22 protein-coding genes and 1 pseudogene are annotated in these 24074 nt (G+C 38.6%); 14 read left to right on the forward strand and 9 right to left on the reverse strand.

The features are described 5' to 3' along the window. Positions 1–327: 327 nt before the first annotated feature. Both ACVWXS_RS22445 and gap read left to right on the forward strand, forming a co-directional pair. Positions 328–1362, forward strand: coding sequence for a sugar-binding transcriptional regulator (locus ACVWXS_RS22445; RefSeq protein ID WP_456960220.1), 1035 nt, complete (start codon positions 328–330; stop codon positions 1360–1362). Between the two features lie 122 nt (positions 1363–1484). Then, positions 1485–2501, forward strand: a complete 1017-nt coding sequence (gene gap, locus ACVWXS_RS22450) for a type I glyceraldehyde-3-phosphate dehydrogenase (protein ID WP_374965346.1) — start codon at positions 1485–1487, stop codon at positions 2499–2501. 315 nt (positions 2502–2816) lie between these two features. On the opposite strand, the gene ACVWXS_RS22455 is transcribed toward gap, so the two are convergent. Continuing rightward, positions 2817–2939, reverse strand: coding sequence for a hypothetical protein (locus tag ACVWXS_RS22455; RefSeq protein ID WP_456960221.1), 123 nt, complete (start codon positions 2937–2939; stop codon positions 2817–2819). Between the two features lie 166 nt (positions 2940–3105). Between ACVWXS_RS22455 and ACVWXS_RS22460 the strand changes: the two genes are divergently transcribed. From ACVWXS_RS22460 to ACVWXS_RS22485, 6 genes and pseudogenes are all read left to right on the forward strand, one after another. Beyond that, entirely contained in the window at positions 3106–4290 is a 1185-nt protein-coding gene (locus ACVWXS_RS22460; protein ID WP_456960222.1) for a phosphoglycerate kinase, read from the forward strand. A gap of 21 nt (positions 4291–4311) precedes the next feature. Next, positions 4312–5073 (forward strand): triose-phosphate isomerase, encoded by a 762-nt coding sequence (gene tpiA, locus ACVWXS_RS22465; RefSeq protein ID WP_456960223.1) that lies wholly within the window; start codon positions 4312–4314, stop codon positions 5071–5073. Continuing rightward, a complete protein-coding gene (gene gpmI, locus ACVWXS_RS22470) occupies positions 5066–6607 on the forward strand; it encodes a 2,3-bisphosphoglycerate-independent phosphoglycerate mutase (RefSeq protein ID WP_456960224.1) in 1542 nt (513 codons plus the stop codon). Before tpiA ends, gpmI begins: the two co-directional genes overlap by 8 nt. 2 nt (positions 6608–6609) lie before the next feature. Continuing rightward, positions 6610–7905 (forward strand): phosphopyruvate hydratase, encoded by a 1296-nt coding sequence (gene eno, locus ACVWXS_RS22475; protein WP_456960225.1) that lies wholly within the window; start codon positions 6610–6612, stop codon positions 7903–7905. A gap of 388 nt (positions 7906–8293) precedes the next feature. Further along, on the forward strand, positions 8294–8830 hold the full coding sequence (locus ACVWXS_RS22480; protein WP_456960226.1) for a DUF6241 domain-containing protein: 537 nt from the start codon (positions 8294–8296) through the stop codon (positions 8828–8830). A 142-nt stretch (positions 8831–8972) separates the two neighbouring features. Then, positions 8973–9080, forward strand: a pseudogene (locus ACVWXS_RS22485) (hypothetical protein); the annotation flags it as partial. Between the two features lie 199 nt (positions 9081–9279). Here ACVWXS_RS22485 and ACVWXS_RS22490 read toward each other — a convergent pair. Then, on the reverse strand, positions 9280–9879 hold the full coding sequence (locus ACVWXS_RS22490; protein ID WP_456960227.1) for a hypothetical protein: 600 nt from the start codon (positions 9877–9879) through the stop codon (positions 9280–9282). A gap of 274 nt (positions 9880–10153) precedes the next feature. On the opposite strand from ACVWXS_RS22490, the gene ACVWXS_RS22495 reads away from it, so the two are divergent. Then, entirely contained in the window at positions 10154–10669 is a 516-nt protein-coding gene (locus tag ACVWXS_RS22495) for a GNAT family N-acetyltransferase (RefSeq protein ID WP_456960228.1), read from the forward strand. Between the two features lie 69 nt (positions 10670–10738). On the opposite strand, the gene dltD is transcribed toward ACVWXS_RS22495, so the two are convergent. The 7 genes from dltD to ACVWXS_RS22530 all read right to left on the reverse strand — a co-directional run bounded on the left by dltD (position 10739) and on the right by ACVWXS_RS22530 (position 19124). Then, positions 10739–11914, reverse strand: a complete 1176-nt coding sequence (gene dltD, locus ACVWXS_RS22500; RefSeq protein WP_456960229.1) for a D-alanyl-lipoteichoic acid biosynthesis protein DltD — start codon at positions 11912–11914, stop codon at positions 10739–10741. Beyond that, positions 11911–12144 carry a D-alanine--poly(phosphoribitol) ligase subunit 2 gene (dltC, locus tag ACVWXS_RS22505; RefSeq protein WP_068986831.1) on the reverse strand — a complete coding sequence of 78 codons (234 nt, stop codon included), beginning with the start codon at positions 12142–12144 and terminating at the stop codon, positions 11911–11913. Before dltC ends, dltD begins: the two co-directional genes overlap by 4 nt. A gap of 67 nt (positions 12145–12211) precedes the next feature. After that, on the reverse strand, positions 12212–13375 hold the full coding sequence (dltB, locus tag ACVWXS_RS22510) for a D-alanyl-lipoteichoic acid biosynthesis protein DltB (RefSeq protein WP_456960230.1): 1164 nt from the start codon (positions 13373–13375) through the stop codon (positions 12212–12214). Then, on the reverse strand, positions 13372–14844 hold the full coding sequence (gene dltA / locus ACVWXS_RS22515; RefSeq protein WP_456960231.1) for a D-alanine--poly(phosphoribitol) ligase subunit DltA: 1473 nt from the start codon (positions 14842–14844) through the stop codon (positions 13372–13374). Before dltA ends, dltB begins: the two co-directional genes overlap by 4 nt. Positions 14845–14862: 18 nt before the next feature. Further along, positions 14863–15000 (reverse strand): teichoic acid D-Ala incorporation-associated protein DltX, encoded by a 138-nt coding sequence (locus tag ACVWXS_RS22520; RefSeq protein ID WP_374965358.1) that lies wholly within the window; start codon positions 14998–15000, stop codon positions 14863–14865. 551 nt (positions 15001–15551) lie between these two features. Further along, a complete protein-coding gene (locus tag ACVWXS_RS22525) occupies positions 15552–17207 on the reverse strand; it encodes an alkaline phosphatase (RefSeq protein WP_456960232.1) in 1656 nt (551 codons plus the stop codon). Positions 17208–17885: 678 nt separating this feature from the next. After that, complete coding sequence (locus ACVWXS_RS22530) at positions 17886–19124, reverse strand: transglutaminase domain-containing protein (protein ID WP_456960233.1); 1239 nt, start codon at positions 19122–19124, stop codon at positions 17886–17888. A 144-nt stretch (positions 19125–19268) separates the two neighbouring features. Between ACVWXS_RS22530 and ACVWXS_RS22535 the strand changes: the two genes are divergently transcribed. From ACVWXS_RS22535 to smpB, 5 genes are all read left to right on the forward strand, one after another. Beyond that, positions 19269–19400: a hypothetical protein gene (locus ACVWXS_RS22535; protein ID WP_456960234.1), complete on the forward strand. Its 132-nt coding sequence runs from the start codon at positions 19269–19271 to the stop codon at positions 19398–19400. A 122-nt stretch (positions 19401–19522) separates the two neighbouring features. Further along, entirely contained in the window at positions 19523–19750 is a 228-nt protein-coding gene (gene secG / locus ACVWXS_RS22540; RefSeq protein WP_374965362.1) for a preprotein translocase subunit SecG, read from the forward strand. A gap of 375 nt (positions 19751–20125) precedes the next feature. Beyond that, positions 20126–20872, forward strand: coding sequence for an alpha/beta hydrolase (locus tag ACVWXS_RS22545; protein WP_456960235.1), 747 nt, complete (start codon positions 20126–20128; stop codon positions 20870–20872). A 37-nt stretch (positions 20873–20909) separates the two neighbouring features. Then, positions 20910–23414: a ribonuclease R gene (rnr, locus tag ACVWXS_RS22550; RefSeq protein WP_456960236.1), complete on the forward strand. Its 2505-nt coding sequence runs from the start codon at positions 20910–20912 to the stop codon at positions 23412–23414. A 103-nt stretch (positions 23415–23517) separates the two neighbouring features. Then, positions 23518–23982, forward strand: coding sequence for an SsrA-binding protein SmpB (gene smpB / locus ACVWXS_RS22555; RefSeq protein ID WP_068986822.1), 465 nt, complete (start codon positions 23518–23520; stop codon positions 23980–23982). Positions 23983–24074: the final 92 nt, after the last annotated feature.

Here is a 24074-nt window from a genome sequence, read left to right on the forward strand (position 1 = left end):
GCTCTGCGCGAAAGCGAAGCGTCAGCGGCAAATGTTTTATCTGTGCGAAAGCGAAGCGACAGCAACAAAGCGCCCAGTCGGAACGGAAATCAACCCCTCGTTGTGCCGAAGGGCTACTTTATGACACCAGTTAAAGAATCCTCATTCCAATGAACCCTAACATACGCGCAAATAGGTCACTATGATTTTAATAATTCTTTATGCCAATACATAGCATTTACTTGCTCTTTATTTTCATGCGTATTATAATGAAACCATAAGTGGGACACAATTTTATATAGCGGGACAAAATTTAACCCATCACTATCAAAAAGGGAGTAGATGAATATGTTATCTGTACCTGAGGCACAGCAAAAGCTACTTCCAGAAATATATCCGCTTCTTCAATCAAGATATCGTATTTTGCAAACAGTTCAGCTAATGCAGCCAATTGGGCGTCGAACACTTGCAGATTCACTTAAAATGACCGAACGAGAAATTCGTAAAGAAACGGATATTTTACGTGAGCAAGGGTTATTAGATTCTCTAAAATCGGGTATGGTATGTACAGACGACGGTGAAGTAGTTATTGAAAAACTAAGAGCACTAGTCTATGAATGGTCTGGTCTTACACAGCTAGCTAAATTACTGGAAAATCATTTTGGCTTACAGCGCGTAATTGTTGTTCCAGGTGATTACAATGAAGACGATACGGTATTAACATTGCTTGGAAAAGAGGCGGCACTTCAATTTATATCAACAAGTTTTGATGGTCAGATAGTAGCTGTTACGGGTGGAAAGTCGGTTGCATCCATCACGCAATTCTTACATCCAGCTGATACACACAACATTACATTTGTTGCTGCACGTGGAGGCATTGGACATGAAATGCAAATGCAAGCTAATACACTTGTCTCGACCTTCTCCATGCAGATGGATGCACAATATCGTACCTTGTTTTTACCTGAGCATTTAAGTGAGCAGGCTTATCAAGCGATGTTAACAGAGCCAATGGTAACTGAAATGATGGATTATTATGATCGTGCAGATTGTGTCATTCATGGTATTGGCTCGGCAGAGGAAATGGCTGTTCGTCGTAATTCATCACCTGAGGATTTGCGGATTCTCGAAGAAAAGGGAGCAGTTAGTGAAGCATTTGGCTATTATTTCAATGCAGAAGGCGAAATTGTACATCGAATTCGAACAATCGGTATTCAGTTTGAGCAAGTTCAAAGAAGTAAGCAAGTCATTGCGGTTGCTGCCGGTAAACAAAAAGTGAAGGCCATGCTATCGTACTTTAAGGTAGCACCAAAGCAAACAATTTTTATAACGGATGAGGCAGCTGCAAAAGCGATCGCTGAAGGATTACCTTCTTATAAATGAATACACCATCTTTAGAGATGGAAAAAGTAATAGGTAACTCGTAGCTCAGCGGGTGTAATAACACACGCTGAATGAGGATAAAAGTAAAATCTATAATTTAAACATTATTGGAGGAATTGACAATGGCATTAAAATTAGCGATTAATGGATTTGGACGTATTGGACGATTAGTATTTCGTGAAGCATTGAAACACGATGAATTTGAAGTGGTTGCAGTAAATGACCTAACAGATGCAGGTCAGCTTGCACACTTATTGAAATATGATTCAGTACACGGTATCTACGATGCTGATGTTTATGCAGAAGGCGATTCTTTTGTAGTAAATGGACAAAATATTAGAGTTTATGCTGAAAAAGATCCGTCTAATTTACCTTGGGGTGAACTAGGTGTAGATGTAGTACTTGAATGTACAGGTAGATTCCGCTCAATGGAAGAGGTAGGCAAGCATATTCAAGCAGGTGCTAAAAAAGCAATTCTTTCAGCTCCAGCGAAGGGCGACATGCCGACATTTGTAATGGGTGTAAACCACGAGGACTACAACCCAGACACAGATGACGTTATTTCAAACGCTTCTTGTACAACGAACTGCCTAGCACCAGTAGCTAAAATACTTGATGAAAAATTCGGTATTGCGCGCGGTATGATGACGACAATTCATTCTTACACAAACGATCAACGTATCCTTGACTTCCCGCACTCTGATCCACGTCGCGCACGTGCTGGTGCAGTGTCAATGATTCCAACAACAACAGGAGCGGCAGTAGCGGTTTCAAAAGTATTACCTCAATTAAAAGGTAAATTAGATGGCTTCTCTATGCGTGTACCGACACCAAACGTGTCGTGTGTTGACTTAGTAGTAGAGCTAAAATCAGAAGTAACAAAAGAATCCATTAATGCTGCATTAAAAGAAGCTTCAGAAAACGAGCTTAAAGGTATTTTAGGATATAACGAACTACCATTAGTTTCAATTGACTACAATGGTAACCATAACTCTTCAACTGTAGATGGACTTTCTACAATGGTATTAGAAAATAGTATGGTGAAGGTTCTAGCATGGTATGATAACGAAATTGGTTATTCTACTCGATTAATGGACTTAGCTTTATATATCGCAGAAAAAGGATTAGATCATAAATAAGTATCATAATTCGTCATTTGAAGTAAAAAGTGTGACATAATACCGCTTTTTACGCACAAAAAGTATAGCCTTTATAATATCTAAAAGATATAATATACAAGGGTAATGAGAGTAAGGGATATTACCCTTACTCTTTTTTTATACGTTATTATACGTTATATAAGTAAGTGTGCTTTTCTCATGAATGGTTATGCTAATGCAAGACATCGAACAAGACTTTTGCTACTATTAAAAACAAGTAAAAGGGTACTTCACCATAAAGTGGGGTTGATTTCCGTTCCGACAGGGCGCTTTGTTGCTGACGCTACGTTAGCACTACGCTTTCGCACAGAGCAAAGCTTCCTGGGGGCGTCCGATGAGCCGCTTCACTCGCGATGCTCGCTCCAGGGTCTCATCTGTGACGCTGATCCCCGAGGAGTCGCCCAGTCTGCACTCCAATCAATTTATATACGTGGCATACGTTTTAACAAATGCCATTCCTAATTTTGGTGATGACGGACCGAATAATTTTATCTAATACAGTATAAGTTAGTGAATGATGTGAGGAGCCAAGATGGGTGAATCCAAGGAATTCACGACTAAAAACTTTGAAGGGGGTTTCTTCATGTTAAACAAGAAGACGATGAAAGATATTGATGTAAAAGGCAAGCGCGTATTTGTACGTGTTGATTTTAATGTACCGATGGCAGATGGTGTGATTACTGACGAAACACGTATTCGAGCAGCGATCCCTACAATCGAATATTTGGTTGAGCAAGGTGCAAAAGTAATTTTAACTTCTCACTTAGGACGTCCAAAAGGTGAAGTAAAAGAAGATATGCGCCTAACTGCAGTAGGCGTTCGTCTAGCTGAGTTAATGGGTAAACCTGTTACTAAATTAGATGAGTCTATTGGTCAAGCAGTAGAAGAAGCTGTTGCAAACATGCAAAATGGCGACATGATTCTACTTGAAAATGTACGCTTCCACGCTGGTGAAGAGAAAAATGATCCAGCATTAGCAGAGCAATTTGCAAAATTAGCGGACGTTTATGTGAATGATGCGTTTGGTGCCGCTCACCGTGCACATGCGTCAACAGAAGGAATTGCAAAGCACATACCAGCTGTTTCTGGTTTCCTTATGCAAAAGGAATTAGATGTGCTAGGTAAGGCATTATCTAACCCAGAGCGACCATTTACAGCAATTATCGGTGGTGCCAAAGTTAAAGATAAAATTGGTGTTATTGAAAGCTTATTAGAAAAGGTAGATCACCTAATTATCGGTGGCGGTCTATCATTCACATTCATTAAAGCGCAAGGCTACGATATCGGTAAATCTTTATTAGAAGAAGATAAAATCAACCTAGCAAAATCCTTTATTGAAAAAGCGAAAGAAAAAGGCGTGCAATTACATATGCCAGTCGATGCAGTTGTCGCAAATGAATTTTCAAAAGATGCAGAAACAAAAATTGTTGATGTAGACGCGATTCCAGCCGATTGGATGGGCTTAGATATCGGTCCGAAAACAGCTGCGAATTATGCTGAGGTTATTAAAGATTCTAAACTAATTATTTGGAATGGACCAATGGGTGTTTTTGAAATGGATAAATTTGCGAATGGTACAAAAACTGTAGCTGACGCAATGGCAACAACAACTGGTTATACAGTGATCGGCGGTGGAGATTCTGCAGCAGCAGTCGAAAAATTTGAAGTTGCCGATAAAATGGACCACATTTCAACTGGTGGCGGTGCATCACTTGAATTAATGGAAGGTAAAGAGCTACCAGGAATTGTGGCATTAAACGATAAATAATACAATTTGGGAGGCAAAACGATGCGTAAACCAATTATTGCAGGTAACTGGAAAATGTATAAAACATTTGAAGAGGCGATCCAGTTTGTCGATGCTGTACAGGACAAACTCCCTTCAAACGATCAAGTAGACGCTGTTGTTTGCGCACCAGCACTTTATCTACCTACACTTGTGCAGGTTGCTAGTGAATCAGAGCTAGCCATTGGCGCACAAACGATGCATTATGAAAACGAAGGTGCATTCACTGGAGAAATTAGTCCAGCACAGCTAGCAAGTGTGGAAGTAGACTATGTTATTTTAGGACACTCTGAACGTCGTGAATACTATAATGAAACAGATGAAGCAATCAATAAAAAGGTTGCTGCAGCACTTGCACATAATATCGTACCAATTATTTGCTGTGGTGAAACGCTTGAGGAACGTGAAGCGGGAACTACGGAACAAAAGGTTGCTCGTCAAATTACAGCGGCTCTTGCTGGTTTTGAGGCACAAGAAGTGGAGCATATGGTAATCGCCTATGAACCGATTTGGGCAATTGGTACGGGTAAAACGGCTACAGCAGAAGATGCTAACCAAGTATGCGGAGCAATTCGTGCAGTCGTTCAAAAATTATATAACGCTGAAACAGCCGATGCAGTACGCATTCAATATGGCGGTAGCGTAAAACCTGAAAACATTCAGGAATTATTATCAAAAGAGCATATCGACGGCGCTTTAGTCGGTGGTGCAAGCTTACAACCAGAATCTTATTTAACATTATTGGAGGCGGCAGCTAATGCCTAAAAAGCCAGTAGCATTAATTATTTTAGATGGCTTTGCATTTCGTGATGAAACTTTCGGGAATGCAGTAGCACAAGCAAACAAACCTAATTTCGATCGTTTTTGGAATGAGTTCCCGCACTCAACATTAACTGCAGCAGGTGAAGCGGTAGGTTTACCTGATGGTCAAATGGGGAATTCTGAAGTTGGACATCTGAATATCGGTGCTGGGCGTATTGTTTATCAAAGCTTAACACGCTTAAACAAATCGATTCGTGAAGGGGATTTCTTTACGAATACAGCATTTTTGGATGCAATAGCGCATGCTAAAGCACATCAATCAAAGCTTCATGTTATGGGCTTACTTTCAGATGGTGGCGTACATAGCCATTATGAGCATATGTTTGCACTATTAAAGCTTGCAAAACAACAAGGTTTAGACAAGGTATTTGTACATGGTTTCTTAGATGGTCGTGATGTTGGGCCAAAAACTGCTTTAGAATATGTTGAAGAAACAGAAAAACAAATGGCGGAAATTGGCGTAGGTCAATTCGCTTCCGTTCATGGTCGTTACTATGCGATGGATCGTGATAAACGCTGGGATCGTGTAGCCCTTACTTACAATGTACTAGTAGATGGTGTTGGTCAAACAGCTGACAGTGCAAGAAGTGGTGTCGCAGAATCATATGAGCGTGATGTAACAGATGAATTTGTCATTCCATTTAGCATTCAAGAGCATGGGGAGCCAGTGGCAACGATTGACGATAACGACGCTGTTATTTTCTTTAACTTCCGTCCTGATCGTGCCATTCAACTGTCAAAAGTATTTACTAATAGTGAGTTTGATGGTTTTGCTTTATCAGCGAAACATCCACGAAATTTAAAATTTGTGTCATTCACACATTATAGTGATGAAGTAAATGCTCAAGTTGCCTATGTAAACGACAACTTAAAAAATACGATTGGCGAAGTGCTAGCTTCTAATGGTAAAACACAGCTTCGTATTGCAGAAACAGAAAAGTATCCTCATGTGACATTCTTTATGAGTGGTGGTCGTGAGGAGAAATTTGAAGGTGAAGAGCGTATTTTAATTGCATCCCCAAAGGTTGCAACATACGATCTAAAGCCTGAAATGAGTGCCTACGAGGTAACAGAAGCATTGCTTGCAGAGATTGCGGCTGATAAATTTGATGGGATCATACTTAATTTCGCTAACCCAGATATGGTTGGGCATAGTGGAATGTTAGAGCCAACGATTAAAGCCATTGAAGTAGTCGATGAATGTCTTGGTAAAGTAGTAGATGCACTCCTTGCAAAAGGTGGCGCAGCTATTATTACAGCTGACCATGGTAACTCTGATGAAGTTCTTACTTTAGTAGGGGAGCCAATGACAGCTCATACAACAAATCCTGTTCCAGTAATTGTGACAAAACCAAATTTAATGTTAAGAAATGGTGGCATTTTAGCCGATTTGGCGCCTACCATGTTAGAATTATTAGAGGTGTCACAACCTTCTGAAATGACAGGACAATCATTAATTGAAAAAGAGGAGAATTAATTATGCCATTTATTACACAAATTTATGCGCGCGAAGTTTTAGACTCACGTGGGAACCCAACAGTAGAAGTTGAAGTATTTACAGAATCAGGCGCTTTTGGTCGCGCTATCGTGCCATCAGGTGCATCTACAGGTGAATACGAGGCAGTAGAATTACGCGACGGTGACAAATCACGTTACCTAGGTAAAGGTGTATTAAAAGCAGTTGAAAATGTAAACACAATCATTGCAGAAGAGTTAGAAGATAACTATTCTGTTCTTGACCAAGTAGTGATCGACAAAGCTTTAATCGAGCTAGATGGCACAGAAAACAAAGGTAAATTAGGTGCCAACGCCATTCTAGGTGTATCGATGGCAGTTGCACATGCTGCGGCAGATTATTTAGATGTACCTCTTTATCAATACCTTGGTGGGTTTAACTCAAAACAACTACCAGTACCAATGATGAACATCATAAATGGTGGCGCTCACGCTGACAACAACGTAGATATTCAAGAATTCATGGTAATGCCTGTAGGCGCAGAATCATTCCGTCATGCATTACGTATGGGTGCTGAAATCTTCCACAGCTTAAAAGCAGTACTTAAAGCTAAAGGCTATAATACAGCTGTAGGTGATGAAGGTGGATTCGCTCCAAACCTTGGTTCTAATGAAGAAGCCATTACTGTAATTTTAGAAGCAATCGAAAAAGCTGGCTATAAACCAGGTGAAGAAGTAAAACTTGCAATGGACGTTGCTTCATCTGAATTATTCAATAAAGAAGATGGCAAATATCACTTAGACGGTGAAGGTGTTGTCAAAACTTCTGAAGAAATGGTTGCCTGGTACGAAGAGCTTACAAATAAATACCCAATCATCTCAATTGAAGATGGCTTAGACGAAAACGACTGGGCTGGACACAAATTATTAACAGATCGCATTGGCGCTCGCGTACAATTAGTAGGCGACGATCTATTCGTAACAAATACGAAAAAATTAACAGCTGGTATTGAGCAAGGTGTTGGCAATTCAATCCTTATCAAAGTAAACCAAATCGGTACGTTAACAGAAACATTTGAAGCGATCGAAATGGCAAAACGCGCTGGTTACACAGCCGTTATCTCACACCGTTCTGGTGAATCTGAGGATGCAACTATTGCTGATATCGCAGTGGCTACAAACGCTGGTCAAATTAAAACAGGTGCTCCATCTCGTACAGACCGCGTAGCTAAATACAACCAACTTCTTCGCATTGAAGATCAACTTGGTGCAACAGCTGAGTACCTTGGTTTAAAATCTTTCTATAACCTTAAAAAGTAATATTTTTGAGCGAAAATGCTTTTGAACTTAGTAATATACGGCTTTTATGAGCAAGCTGAACTATGTTGTACATTTAAGTAAATTTAGCAATACTTATGTATTGTTTCAACCTCTGATTTATAAGTGTGATAAACACTTATAGATTGGGGGTTTTTTTGTGCTCATTAAAGACTTGTTGAAAGAATTTACATTCGAATTACAGATTAAAAATTATTCAAGCAGAACAACAGAAACTTATAATTACAATAGCTACCAGATGTATTAATAATACATGCGGATAAGCAGTACTCATTGAACTTAATTTTAATAATCTGTTATTATTAAACTAATTACATAAAATAAACCAAATTGCATAATTACATACAAATTATAAGTGAGGTTTAATAATATGCAGAGAAAAACAAAGTCGGCAATTGTTATCATTGCAGTATTGGTCATTTTTGGAGGGATTTTTGGTTACATCAAATTCAGTAATCAAATAGACAAACCTGCTCCCGAAAAAGAAAAAGCAACTGTTGAACATGACGGAGTAGCGCTTGAAGATAAAATTGTTACAAAAGAAGAATTGTTATATCCTGATAATTTAATAGAGCACAAAGTGAACGAAGCCATTCATAGCATGTCTCATCAAAAAGTTGAAGCTAAAGTAAAATGGGGTCACACGCAAATAACACAGGCTAAAGTTGACCGATTGTTAGCTGTTGTCAAAATGAACGATTATAAATATAAAGAACTTTACATTTCAATATTGGAGAGATGGTCGAAAGGTGATTTTTCTCAAGCAATTGATGACCACAATTCCATTTGGGAGATGCAAGGAGGTGACGAGTCAAGAAATTCAGGAAAAGCAACTCGTTTATTGACTGACGAGGAAGAAAAAGAATATGTAGAACACAATTTAACATATGACTTATATGATAAATAGCGTTGTTATAATGTGAATTAACACAACATGGATTGAATTATTAATATTCGGTAGTATGTGAACTATGCAATATCATAACTTTATAAATCAGAGAATTGTTCAAGAAAGGCTGATAAATCAAGGTTTGAGTTGAAATGAATCAAGCACTACAGACCGCGTAGCTAAATACAACCAACTTCTTCGCATTGAAGATCAACTTGGTGCAACAGCTGAATACCTTGGTTTAAAGTCATTCTATAATTTAAAATAATCATGGTAGCTGCTATTATTAAGTAGCTTCACGGACATCGCCTCAAAGGTATACAAATACTTTTGAGGCGATTTTTTTGTTGCTCGGGTTATCCAAGAAGGTAGGGCAGAAAAGAGCGCGAGTCCCTAAGAGAACTGCTCTGGCAGGATAAAACCCTTACTATAATTAAAGTGCACCTTATATGCCCTTGAAATTAGGTTTACTTTTCAGTTATTTTCAATTTTAATAAATAGACAAGATGGTCATCATCTATCATTTTTTTTACTTCATTCTCGTCCTGTAAGTCGTATGTTCGTATAGAGTTTCCTTTTGATTCTCTGTATACACCCAGTAAATAAGTTTCATTTAATTCTAATTTTACTGTTTCATCTCCAATTGCATATTCCCATCCACTAATACTAGCAACAGATTGAGATTTGTCGATTTTCTGAGGAGTTGCTTTAACACTTGGCCCATAAAGAAAAGCAAGAGATTTATCGTCAGCATTGATGATGCCAAGTCCTATATTACCTTCCTCTAATTTCTTTGGACTTAGCCCATAGGAAAGTGCGATTAATGATTTAGACTCCAGTTTTCCATCTTTGTAACTTTCAACCCAAAGGTCAACCCAATTTTTATCGGCATTATTTAATTTGAAATCAAAGTCGAATAATATCCCTAAATGTAATTCTTCAAAAGTAGTCACATATTCAGAATCCGTGTTAATTGAAATAGTCGCTAACCCTGTATCCTTTTGATTAGCACAACCTGAAAGCAATAACAAAAGTAATGTTGATACGATACTAAAAATTTTTCTCAATAAATCAACCTCGCCTTTTATGAATTGACTGCCCTTTATTAATGAAGGCAACTTATTTTATATATTATTATTCGGCAAATATTGTAAGTGAACCTTGTACTGCTTTTAACGGAAAGGATGCATTTTTTTCGTTTATCCATCTTTAGATGAGCCAGAGAAATTGGATTTACTTTTTCTAGTATCAGAGCTATGCAAGTGCAGTAGTTCGTCCGTTATTATATAGTTAAAAAGGTTAGAAAATGGAGAATACAATACTGAAAGGAAAGTGGAAACTATGAAAATTCTTGAAACAGAACGACTCACGCTTCGCTTACAAACAACAGAGGATGCGGATTTTATCCTTGAGCTAGTGAATGATCCTTCGTGGCTGCAGTTCATTGGTGATCGTGGTGTGAGAACAGTAGAGGATGCACGTGAATATATATTGAATTCAATTAACATGTATGAGAAATCTGGCTTCTGTTTTTATTTAGTTGAAAGAAAAGAAGATAATATCCCGCTTGGAATTTGTGGTCTAGTTAAAAGAGACGCGCTAGAAGATGTGGATATTGGCTTCGCTTTTCTCCCTACGTATTGGGGAAAAGGATACGCCTATGAAGCCGCTTCAGCAGTATTAGCATATGGTCTAGATACACTAGGACTAAAGCGTATTGTAGCGATCACAACTCAAGATAATTACGCTTCAGCAAAGTTACTCGAAAAAGTAGGTTTGAAGTTTGAGAGTTTAGTCCAACTTTCGAATGATGAAGAAGAACTAAGACTCTTTTCATTAGATAGAAGCACAGTATAAAAAAGAGACAGTCTTTCGTGGTGAACACGTTAGACTGTCTCTTTGCTCGTTAAACGAGTACAATGCTTGTTATTGCTGTTCCCAATATTTGTCTATCTCTTGGTCTACATATACCCAGCCTTTCCATGCGATATGAATCGTATCCATTATAAAATACGGATCATATTCATGGTCAGAGAAGTCAACATATGGAACATTCGCATCCGTTAAGATTTTCTCCATTTTTGCGTAATACTTTTGTCGACGTTCCTCAGGGTATTCCGTGTAGTCATACCAATGACCATTGACCGGAATAGAGATAAATAGTGGCTTTGCACCAGCATCCTTTAACACATCAATGACTAACTGTAAATCCTCATATTCGGGTGAATCCGTATAATCTTCGTCCTTTCGCATACCTTCAAACTTAGATAAATTCGAATTTACAAGCCGTTTATAAAATTTATTTTCAATCATTAAATCATTGGATACACGTTTGTCGCCATATTCCTCAGCATGTTGCAATTGTTGTTCAAATGTTTGATTCGTTACTAGTTTGTCATTACTTTTTAATTTATGAGACTCTCGCGGGAAAATGGAGTAATACAAATCTTTTTTCTCTAGCATTTCCTTTTGAACACGACCAGCCATCAGGGCAAGGCGTCCAACGACAGGTCTTTTCTTCCCGTCAGATAATTTATACTCATAAATCGTTTTTAACAGTTGATCTCGACTTACTGTATCGAATTCTAAAAGCCGTTTCATTGCTCGAATTCGAAGCTCTTCATCAATGTCCTTATTGTATGCTAAATCGTAGGCATGCAACATCGAATAGTTAGGAGAAAAATGTAATTCATCCATTCCATTTTTCGTAAACCATTGAGGAGAAATGATGAATACAATTTTTTTATCCTTTAAATTGTTCTCCTGTGCAGCAAAGTTTAAAAAGTGTGTAATCGACTGCATACCTCCTCGCCCAATCATAAACGGCGTATACGGGGCATCCGTAGCTCGCGCATAATTATAAGGGTGGAAGGGGTCAAAACGATTTAATTCTGAGGAGCCATATAAAGGCAAGGAATTAGGCTCCTGCAACATCCGCTCCTGGTAATACATACCTTGGAATACTAACGGAGACATACTGGTTTTTACCTGCTCTACATCTTCATCTGAAATCCAAGCTTTGATCCAGGAGTTAGGGAAGAATAAAAAGGCAGCAAAAAGAACAAACGCAATTAAAAGTGATAAAAAGCCTTTCTTTATCATTGTCTTTCAGCTAATTTCGCTGCAATACGATTTGGCGTGTTCCATTCCTCACGGTTAAAATCAGTAATTGGCACTGAGATGTCAAAGCGGTTTTCAATTTCAACTAATAAATTAATCGTACCGAATGAATCAAGAAGTCCTTCTTCAAATAAATCGATATCTGGGTTTTCTGAAACAATATCGTCCTCGCATAACTCTACTAACATTTCTAAAACTTGTTGTTTATCCATAATAATAATTCTCCTTTATTGTATAGGCTGTGTTATTTAGCAATGATTCATCGTAACAAGCCGTTGTTTAAAATAATGTTCCTGAAAAAATATAGAAGCCAAAGCAAATTGCATTAAAAGTGATAAACACGCCGATTGCATGTGTCCATTTATTTTTCGGCCAAAACTTATGCTTTTTATTCCAGCGTTCAAATTTATCGAAGCTGATAATCAACAAGGCATGGTAGAGACCGTAGACAACAAAGTGCCATTCCAATCCATGCCAAATCCCCATTAAAAAGAAGAGTAAAAAGAAGCCAAGATACGAAATTGCATATTTGTTTTTAATCCATTTTTTCTTCGTCATCCAAAGCACAAAGCGCATATAGACATAATCTCTGAACCAGAATGAAAGGCTCATATGCCAGCGGTTCCAGAAGTCTTTAATATTTCGACTTGTGAATGGACGGTTAAAGTTAATAGGCGTTTGAATACCCATAATGCGACTGACACCAACGGCGAAAGCACTATAGCCCGCAAAATCGAAAAATAAATAAAAACTATACATATACATATACGCTAATTGCCCTTGAAAAGGTGTCAAATAGTTATACGTATGATTTGGTAAATACATAAGTGTGTAGTTGTAAATTAAATAAGCCAAAATAAATTTATATAAAAAGCCTACAAATATATAATTGATCCCACTTAACAGTAGCTTTTGATAGTCTTGACCAGACGGTACTGTATGCATATCTTTAGAAAAGCGTCGCCAACGATCGATAGGTCCCGAAGATACAGTTGGGAAGAACAGTAAGAAATAGGCAAGCTCCACTGCTGAAATTTTATCCTTAATTAAGCCATCGCGTGTCTCTAAAATCATTTGTATCGCTTTAAAGGTGATATAGGATACCCCTAAGAAGCCGAATAAATTTTTAAGACCAAGTATCGGAAGAACCTTCACAAGTACAAGCGGCAAAATGGACAAGAGCACAGCGATTACGAATACGGAAGTGCTATTCTTCTGTAATCGATATTTTTGGTAAGCGATGATTAATACTAACTGAAATAGTGTAAATAGTATAAGAGAAACTGAGCCGTTAAGAGAGTGACCAAAAATAATTGCTAAAACGATAATCGAAATAAAGATATTATAGCCTTTAGCTGATTTTCCACGTAGCCCTAAAATAATTGTTGGCAATAACAGAATACCAATGATGATGAAAAAACCTATATTTCCAAAAGGCGTCATACTGTCTCCATAACCGCCAATCCTTTACGATCAACTTTACCGTTTGTATTTAAAGGTAAAGTGTCAATGTATTTGAATGTTTTCGGAATCATATAAGATGGTAAATAATCCGATAACAAGGCTTTTAGTTGCTTCGTCATTTTGAAAGCAGAGTCCGTTAAAGGCTCTCGAAGAACAATATAAGCACTTAGTGAAACAATCTCATCATTTTTATAGATAGGAATAACAACACAGCTAGAAACAGGTGGAAGATTGCCAATTTGTTTTTCAATCTCTTCGATTTCTAAACGATAACCGTGCAATTTTACCTGAAAATCCTTTCGTCCAGCAAAGAACAGATAACCATCCTTTTCATAACCCATGTCCCCAGTTTTATAAATACGTTGATCCCCTATTGTAGGAAAGGCTGCAAGTGTTAAGTCAGGGGCCCCAAGATAGCCTGCACTAACAGTTGGTCCAGAAATAATAATCTCGCCATCTTCTAGCAAGGATAGATTAGGCTCAGATAGAGGTGCGATTGGTAATTGATCAAATTGCTCCAAAAGCTCCGCTGTTACTTCTACATAAGATACGGCAACGGTTGTTTCAGTAGGACCATATAAATTAAAAATAGAAGCTTGTGGGAAGCGTTGCATTAATTCTTTTGCTAAGGATATTGGTAAAACCTCTCCGCAGAACAAAAACGTATTTAAAGAAGGCATTAACGCTTGATGCCACTCTTTGTTCATTAAACAAATTTTTGCAAAGGAAGGTGTGGAAGTCCAAACTCGAATACCAGAAGTAGCTAATGAATCGAATAACGCCTTCGGATTAGCGATTTGCTCTTGCGTGATCGCGTAAAGCGTCTGCCCACTAACGAGTGCAGGATATAAATCCATTACAGATAAATCAAAGGAGTAAGGCGCTTGATTTAGGAATACACCAGATTCTTGTAAGGGGAAGTGTTCATGCATCCAAGCAACAAAGTGTGCTAAATTATCGGCTGTAATTTGGACACCCTTTGGTTTACCAGTAGAACCGGATGTGTAAATAATATAATGAATTTCTTGCTCCTGAACCCATGTTGAAGGCTGTGTTGAAATGTTGGTAGTTTGAGTCACTATATCACTTACCTCTACTACAGGAACGGACTGGTGCGTGCTTAATGCTTCAGTCTTAAGTAGTAAGCAAGCCTGAGACGCTTCTATAATGATTTGTAGCCTTTCAGACGGTGTAGACGAGTCAACAGGTACATAAGGATGCCCAGCCTTTACAGCACCTAAAAAAGCAACAATTTGTAAAGGTGACATATGCCCATAGACGACAATGGGTTGTTGCCTTTTTAAATCAAGAGCTTTTAAATAGTGTGCTACACAATCAGATAGATGCCAAAGCTCACCATACGTTAAGGACTCAGTATTGGTTTGATATGCAGTTCGCTGTGGGTGTTCATGTGCCACATTTTGAATAGCCTCTAAAATACTTAACATAATTTAGATCTCCTTTTCTTAAAATTCCGTATATATAAATGGTCCTGCGTTCATATCATGGAAGCCATGAATAAGAAACAAGAGCACCATAATGAGGAAATAAAATAGCGTAAAGCCTATAAAACGAAAAAGCTCATTATTTTTGATGGATTGCATTTGTCCACCTCCAATTATAAATAAAAAAAGACTATAACTTTGTAAATATACTAAAGAAATAGATATTTTTTCAAGTTATTTTAAGTAACCTTTTATCCTTTTATTAAATTTTTATCACTGTTTTGACGGAATGTGGAGAAAAATGTTGCTGAATTTCAAAATATTCATTAAACCATAAGAAAAGTTTAAGGAAAATTTAAGGTTTTGGAAAAGTGTCCTAAAATGAAGCTAAGAAATTGGTTTATTAAAGTCATTTTTCCATCTTCGTCTGCACCTAAAAAGGTGGCTCATCACTATAACATGGGGCTGATTTCCGGTCCAGCTCTTCCGTTATATTCAGCATAATAAATAAAAGTAAAATCAAAGTAAATTCAATGAAAAATGTTGGTATTTTTTAAGAGCAGAAGCTGTAATGTTGAGATGAAAGGAGGGGGATAGTGGGAAGATGATGAAATTGGCGATCTTTTGAGGGCTGTTGCGATCCATATTTGAGCAAAAAGAATAGTGCTATCATAAGTTAATCAACTCAATTTATGATAGCACCCCAATTATTATTTGATTACATTTAAAACTTTTTTTGAAACGTAAAATTCAGTGCCATTGTAGACATTGATTGTGTCAAACGTATGAGTCTTTGTCGTCTTTGTTGTTGCATCCTCATAAATCAACGTGTTTTTATTCACTGGAATTGTAAACGTTACATCATCTTTTTGTGCAATAAACTTAGGGTTTTCTTTGTCAGCTAAGTCAATTTTAGTTGTGTAGCCTTTATCTTTGAATGCTTTTGTAGCTGGGATATATAAATCATCTGTAAGCTTGTTTAAATCAAAGCCCATAAACTGTGCCATTGAATGTGCTAAGTCTGTGTTTTCGACAAGTCCTGTAATTTTAGATGGTCCGTATGAGTATAAGAATACATCCTCACCAGTATGCCCACCAGTTGTATAGCCAATGTTTGCACGATTTGCAAGCATTTTAACCATTTCGTCGCCGATGTCTTTAGCCGATTTTAGTGTTGCAAGCTCGTCCTCCGTTAAATCATCTAATCCATAAAGTGCCGCGACTTCTACAAGATTTGATTTATCTTCTTTTAATTGGCTTAGCGCACCTTCAACTGTCATCGTAGCTTTCTTCAGAGGATCGATATAAGCAGATACAGGGATGCTAGAGTAAGTACTTGACGTGTTAGCATTACCCATCGTAATACCACTATTACCATGGTCTGTAACAGCAATGACCATTGTATTGCCATCTTCTTTTGCAAAATCAACGGCTTCTTTGACAGCATCATCAAACGATAATATATCGGAAATTATGCCGATTGTGTCATTTTTGTGAGCTGCCCAGTCTACCTTACTGCCTTCTACAAATAAGAAGAAGCCGTCCTCATCCTTTTTAAGGGTATCAATAGCTTTACCAGTCATTTCAGCAAGCGTTGGCTCAGTTGGTTTAGTTTTAGCACGATCTAAATCGTAGGCAAGAGCACTTGGAGCAAAGCTTCCCCAAATTTTTGATGAAGTACTATTTAGGAGCTCGTCCCGCGTTTTAACGATGTCATAATTTTTTTCATTTAGGACATTCACTAAATTTTCGCCATCTTTACGAGCATTTTTTGTTGTGCCTGGTGTCAGTGACTCCGATCCGCCACCTAACACAACATCAATGTTTTGATAAACTTGCTGCTCAGCGATGTTATCATATTGGCTTCTATTAGTAGCATGTGCAGAGAAGCCTGCTGGTGTCGCATGTTGAATTTCGGAAGTAGCAATCAATCCAGTTGCCTTGCCCTGTTGTTTCGCCCCTTCTAACACATTGGCTACAGGTTTAAAGGCATCCTCTTTAGCAACTTGCTCTAGCCCAGGTGAACTAACCGTAGCTGGTAACACACCGACAAATTTATCATTGGATTTATGACCAGTTGCTAACGCAGTAGCGGCAGGAGCTGAGTCTGTAATTGCTGATTCAGCAGAATACGTACGTACGCCACCTGATAAAATTTCGTCCATGGCCAAGTTTCCACCTTTGTACCAACGAGAAAGTGTTACGGCATTATTACTACTACCATCCATCACGAGCATAATAACATTAGTTGGTTTTGTTGGTTTTTCTACCTCAGCTGCTTGTACTTGTGGTTGAGCGATACTAAATGTCGATAAAGTAAGGGCACTTGCTAAAAACAATGAACTCCATTTTTTTGAGTATTTCATGATTTTCCTCCTCTGTGCTTTGTTAAAAGTTTATCTTCCTATTGATGACTTACTAAAAGTTGCTTTCCATTGACATTAAAACCATCTCGAAATAGTGGTATGTGGGTACAGTACCTCAGGTTTAAAGAGATGAGAAATCGGATTTTCCGGATAATTAAGAAAAAATGACAATGGACATAATAGCTGATATGTAAAGTTGTTAAAGCAATGAACTACTTTTCTAGTATTTCATAACTTTCCTCCTTTTGGTTAATCCATAAATAAGTGTAAAGGAAGGTTGTAAAGCTAGGATTAATAAATTGTTAACAAATTGTGGGTATATTGTAAAAAATGAATGAAGTATTTCTTCTAATTAATTAGAAGGCTCTGATTTCCGCTACGGGCTACTCGCTTTCCTGCGGGCGAGCGTCGAGCCGCTTCCTCCGCTGCGCTCCGTGCAGGGTCTCGTCTGTCTCGCTTTCCCGCGGGAGTCGAGTAGCCCTACGCTACAATCAGATAAAATGGGAATATATTTGCAAAATAGCAACAGAAAAATCCTTTTCTCGCCAATAATAAACCTGTTTTTTCTTAATCAACATGCCTGGAGGTAATTAAATGTAGTATTGAAGGAGAAATAGAATCTGCTTACTATCCATGGATGGAAGTTCGCAGATTCTGTGGGGAATTTTTATGGCTTGGCTAGAAAAAATGTTCCTCACCGTCGATGGTTTCATAAAGTAAAACACCATCATCATCAACGAATAAATTTAGAACTTCTTCCTCTAATAACACTTCCTCTGAGCCATCGTTTACATTAATTTTTGTTAAATAGCCTGCATTGTCATAATCACTGCAATAAATCACATCGTCAAAAGCAGCTAAGTAGTAGCAGGCTGTTTCAGTAATTCGTGCAGTTTGTTTTGTTGCTACGTTATAGGCGTATACCATGCTATCGGCCATGCTATTATAATAAATAACGTCTCCAATGGTATCTGCGTACCACATATCATGCATAAAGTCGTAAGCATTACTTGTAGCAGCAAAATAGTTTTCCTTTACCCATAGATGATCTTCACTTAGTTTTTCGTCATTCACTAAAAAATATGCGTAGGAAATAGCGTAAGGCTCATCCGGATCGACATCATTCCAAGTTGTATCAATATGGTACCAATTACCGTCAACACTTACTAAATTCCATGCATGAAGCTGATTATCGCTGTAGCCATAGACATATTTTGTGTCGAGACCTGCCGCCAAAAATAAACGATAGGCTAATAATGCGTAAGCTTGACAAACCCCAGTTTCTTCACTGATTAATTCATAAACTGATTGACCATAAGACTCACTTTCTTCAGTATAAGTGGCAAGTTGTACGATATAGTCATTAACGGTTTTTGCGCGACTAAAGTCATCCATGTCATTTGTGATATACAAATTAGCAAAATCTTTAACATACGAATCAACAATCTTTTCTTGCTCGGCATCTGTGTAATATGTAAAGTTAAATTCGACTAAGTAACCGTTATCCCTTTCCATTGCTTCCCATGTAGCGCTTTCAATATATCCTGCAGTATAAGGGTTAACAAAGGAAATTAAGCTAATCAAATCATTTAGCTGTACTTCAAATGTATCCCAATCTAATTTTCCTCTATACAATACTTTAAAATTTGGCTCAAATTTTGATATTCCCTTTTCAACTTTCTTTGAAAATTGAAGCAAAGCAGGATCTTCTTTGAATAATGTCGTTGAAAAAAGATCGTCAGTTGTAAAATCGGCCGACGGTGCTTTGCTAGTAGGTTGCTTGTCTTCCGTAAAGGCTTCTTCTCTCGGTTCAGGTTCCTCTTCTATTAGTGCATCGATTGCCTTGATCGTAGCTGAACAACCGGTAAGCAAGCTTAAAGGAATAAGCAAAAAAATCAGCCATACATACTTTTTCATATTTACCCCCATTACTATTACATTTTTAACTATTATAGGTTAATGTGTTGGGGAGGTGTTATACTATTTTTCGTAAAACTAGATTCATCACCAAATGATAGAAATGATATTTTTATTAAAACGTATGCCATAATTATAAGTTGATTGGAGTGGAGACTGGGCGACTCCTTGGGGATCAGCGTCACAGATGAGACCCTGGAGCGAAGCGAAGCGGCTCATCGGACGCCCCCAGGAAAGCGCCCAGTCGGAACGGAAATCAACCACACGCTATGGTAATGGATCTAAAACTAACTTAAATGGGAAAAACAAGGTTATTTATTAATCTCAGTTTGTCAAGGCAACCTTTTTTTGTTATAATGTGATTTGTTGTGATGTTCGAAGTTCGGGAGGTGCAGTGGATGCATTCAGTAGTATTAGTTTCATTAATTATCGTATCAATAGCGTTAATCGTTGTAGTATTACTTCAATCAAGTAAAAGTGCAGGCTTGTCAGGTGCCATCTCGGGTGGAGCTGAACAACTATTTGGAAAGCAAAAAGCACGCGGTATGGATCTGATCCTTCATCGTGCAACAGTTGTGTTAGCAATATTATTCTTTATATTAGCACTCGCTATTACAAAAATCTAATAGTTGAAGATATATCGCCTAACCTTACTGGTTGGGCGTTTTCTTTTATAGTACTAATTATTTGGACACCAATACATAGTTAGTTTAGTAAAGTGAATACCCGGCGCGGAGCAGGGAAAGCCTGATGGATAGAATTCTCAAAATCGTGGATAGAATCCCCGAAATCGTGGATAGAAGAGCCAAAATGGTGGATAGAAGAACCAAAATGATGGATAGAATCCTCGAAATGCCAGAAAGACTATCGGAATGCGAAAAAGACCCATGAAATTAACCGATAAAACCTCATAAAAAAAGTAACGATCTCCAAAGCTTTTGAGGAAGCTTCTGTATGGCTATAATGGTAATAGTATGTATAAGGATGAAGGAGAGCTCGCAATGAAAAAATCATTATCACAGCCTTTTTTCTTTCAAGCAGGTTCACGAGCCGTTTTATTACTGCATGGCTTTACAGGTAGCTCGGCAGATGTGCGAATGCTCGGAAGATTTTTAGAGAAAAAAGGGTATACTACATTAGCACCTCATTATAAAGGTCACGGTGTGGAACCGGAAGAACTCATCACAACAGGTCCTGCCGATTGGTGGCAAGATGTCGTAGCCGCATACAAACAGCTACAGGAAGCGGGCTATCAGGAAATTGCTGTGGCTGGACTGTCATTGGGTGGTGTGATGGCTTTAAATGTTGCGCTGAATAATCCAGTTAAAGGAATCGTGACAATGTGTTCCCCAATGACGATGCGCACAACGGACATTATGTTCGAAGGTGTACTGAAATATGCAAGGGACTATAAAAAGTTTCAAGGTAAAGAAGAAGAGCAAATCGAAGCTGAAGTTTCGTTAATTGCTGAAAAGGGCATGCCTTCTCTAGAAGAGTTGCGAGAATTTATTGCTCGGACACGTCAGGAAATTGACATGATTTATGCACCAATTCTTGTCGTTCAAGCGACAAATGATGAGGTAATTGAGACAGAATCTGCCAACATTATATATAATCAAACTGAGTCACTTGAAAAACAAATCAAGTGGTATGAAAACTCAAAACATGTTATTACGTTAGATCAAGAAAAAGATCAGTTACATGAAGATATTTATCACTTTTTAGAAAGCCTAAATTGGGCACAATAAATTATAAGAAGGATTTTCTCATGAAGGAGGGAAATATATGAAAGACCAAAATAATTCACTACAAAGTCGTTTACTCGATTTTTTCGGTGAAGAAGAGTATAAACCATTAACAGTTGGCGAAATCGAGGACGTATTTGGCTTTGAGGATGCTGATGAATTTAAAGAACTAGTGAAAACGTTAGTGCGCATGGAGGCGCAAGGCTTAGTTGTTCGTTCCCGCTCTAATCGTTATGGTTCACCAGAGCGCATGAATTTACTTCGAGGTAAGTTTATCGGGCATGCGAAAGGCTTCGGCTTCGTCGCACCTGATATTGAAGGAATGGATGATGTTTTCATTCCACCGCATGAAGTAAACGGTGCAATTAACGGCGATATCGTTCTGATCCGTGTGTTAAAGGAATCATTCGGTGATCGTCGTGAAGGAACAGTGACAAAGGTAGTAGAACGTGGACAAACGAGCTTTGTCGGAACGTTCCAAGCAAATCGAGGTTTTGGCTTTGTTGTGCTAGACGATAAAAAACTACCGATGGACATTTTCATTGCAAAGGGTGATACATTAGGAGCTGTCGATGGTCACAAAGTTGTCGTTGAGGTAGCTACTTGGCCAGAGGATTTAAAATCAGCTACAGGCTATATCACGAAAATTTTAGGGCACAAAAATGACCCAGGTGTCGACATTCTATCTATTTTATATAAGCATGACATTCCACCTGAATTCCCAGAAGAAGTGGTTGCTGCTGCACAAAGTGTGCCAGATGAAATTACAGCGGCAGATTTAGAAGGACGCCGTGATTTACGCCATGAAACGATTGTGACAATCGATGGCGCTGATGCAAAGGATTTGGATGATGCTGTTACCGTAACGAAAAACGTCGACGGTACCTATAAACTTGGTGTACATATTGCAGATGTTAGTTATTATGTAACTCAAGGCTCTGTAATAGATATTGAAGCGTATGATCGTGCAACAAGTGTATATTTAACTGACCGCGTTATTCCAATGATTCCACATCGACTATCGAATGGTATTTGTTCATTAAATCCACAGGTTGATCGACTAGTACTATCCTGTGAAATGATTATTGATGCAAATGGTAATGTCGTTTCACATGAAATTTTCCAAAGTGTCATTAAAACGACAGAACGTATGACATATAAAGATGTATACAAAATTTTAGAAGAGCAGGACGAGGCGTTAATGGCCCGCTATGAGCCGCTTGTACCAATGTTTAAACATATGGCTGAGCTGTCTAACATTTTACGGAACAAACGTCAAATGCGTGGTGCTATTGACTTTGACTTTAAAGAATCGAAAGTAATCGTGGACGAAGATGGCTGGCCAGTTGATATTGAATTACGTGAACGTACAGTAGCTGAGAAATTAATTGAAGATTTCATGCTAGCAGCGAATGAAACAGTAGCAGAGCACTTCCATTGGATGAATGTACCGTTCCTATACCGTATTCACGAAGATCCAAAGCCAGAAAAGCTACAACGCTTCTTTGAATTTGTCACGAACTTCGGTATTTTAATTAAAGGGACAGGAAATACAGTACATCCAAAGGCACTACAGGATGTATTGAAAGCCATTGAAGGCATGCCAGAGGAGCCTGTTATTTCAACGATGCTGCTACGCTCGATGCAACAGGCAAAATATTATCCGGAAAGCTTAGGCCACTTTGGTTTATCAACGGATTTCTATACACACTTTACGTCACCGATTCGCCGTTATCCAGATTTAATCGTGCATCGTTTAATTCGAACGTATTTACTTAATAAAGATACATCGAGAGAAACAGTTGCACAGTGGAGCATGGCAATGGATGAAATTGCGGATCATACTTCAGAGCGTGAACGCCGTGCTGTCGATGCAGAGCGTGATACAGACGCACTGAAAAAGGCTCAATACATGTCCGATAAAATTGGTGAGGAGTTTGAAGGGATCGTTTCATCTATTACCAACTTCGGGATTTTCGTGGAGCTTCCAAATACGATTGAAGGTCTTGTCCATATTAGCAATATGACAGACGACTACTACCGTTTTGACGACCGTCAAATGATTATGATTGGTGAACGTACAAATCGTCAATTCCGTATTGGAGATGAAGTAACGGTACGTGTAGCGAATGTTATTATTGAGGAGTCATCGATTGACTTTGAAATCGTTGGAATGGTAACGTCGTATGGACGAACTCGTAAAGCAGCACCTACTGTTATTCACGCACGTAAAAATTACAACGAGAACAAGGGCGATCGTAGTAGTCGTGGCAATCGCAGAGGCGCACGCAACGAAGAAGAACGAGGCGGACGTGGCAGTCGCAGTGGTCGCAACGAAGAAGAACGAGGCGGACGTGGCAGTCGCAGTGGTCGCAATGAAGAAGGACGAGGCGGACAAGGAGAGCGACGTGAAAACGACCGTGATCCACGAGGACGCCGCAAAGATGGTTCAAGCCCAGGCCCTAAAAAAGGCGTGAAGCAAAAGCAAAAGTTCTACGAGGGCGTCGCCAAGAAAAACAAAAAGAAAAAAACAAAACGTAAATAAAAGTAATGGCGAAAGCACCAATTATCACATTACTGGTGCTTTCGCTTAATCAATAATAAAGCAGGTAATTCCTGCGTAACCTTTATGAAGAGGGTGAAATTATATGGCAAAAGGTACTGGGAAAGTATTAGCACAAAACAAAAAAGCCGGGCACGACTACTTCATTGAAGAGACAATCGAAGCGGGCATGGTGCTAACCGGCACAGAAATTAAATCCATCCGTGCAGGAAGGGTCCAACTAAAAGAATCCTATGTACAAATCCGTAGCGGTGAAGCATGGATCAACAATATGCACGTCAGCTCATTCGAACAAGGCAACCGCTTCAACCACGACCCACTGCGCGCCCGCAAATTGCTACTCCACAAAAAGCAAATCGGCGAGCTAGTCGGTGCCGTAAAACGTGACGGCTACACAATCGTCCCATTAAAAATGTACATTAAAGATGGCTACGCCAAGCTCCTAATCGGGGTCGGCAAAGGGAAAAAGGATTACGACAAACGCAATGACATGCGTAAAAAAGAAGCAAAACGTGACATAGAACGCGCCTTCAAAGCGAAAAACCAATAATAATAGATTGTTAGAAAGCTCACTATTTTCGGATGGTGAGCTTTTTGTAGATAGAACTTGAGGAGTGACGGATCGAACAGTCAAACTGCTGG

The organism is Lysinibacillus sp. TE18511 (genome assembly GCF_054062295.1).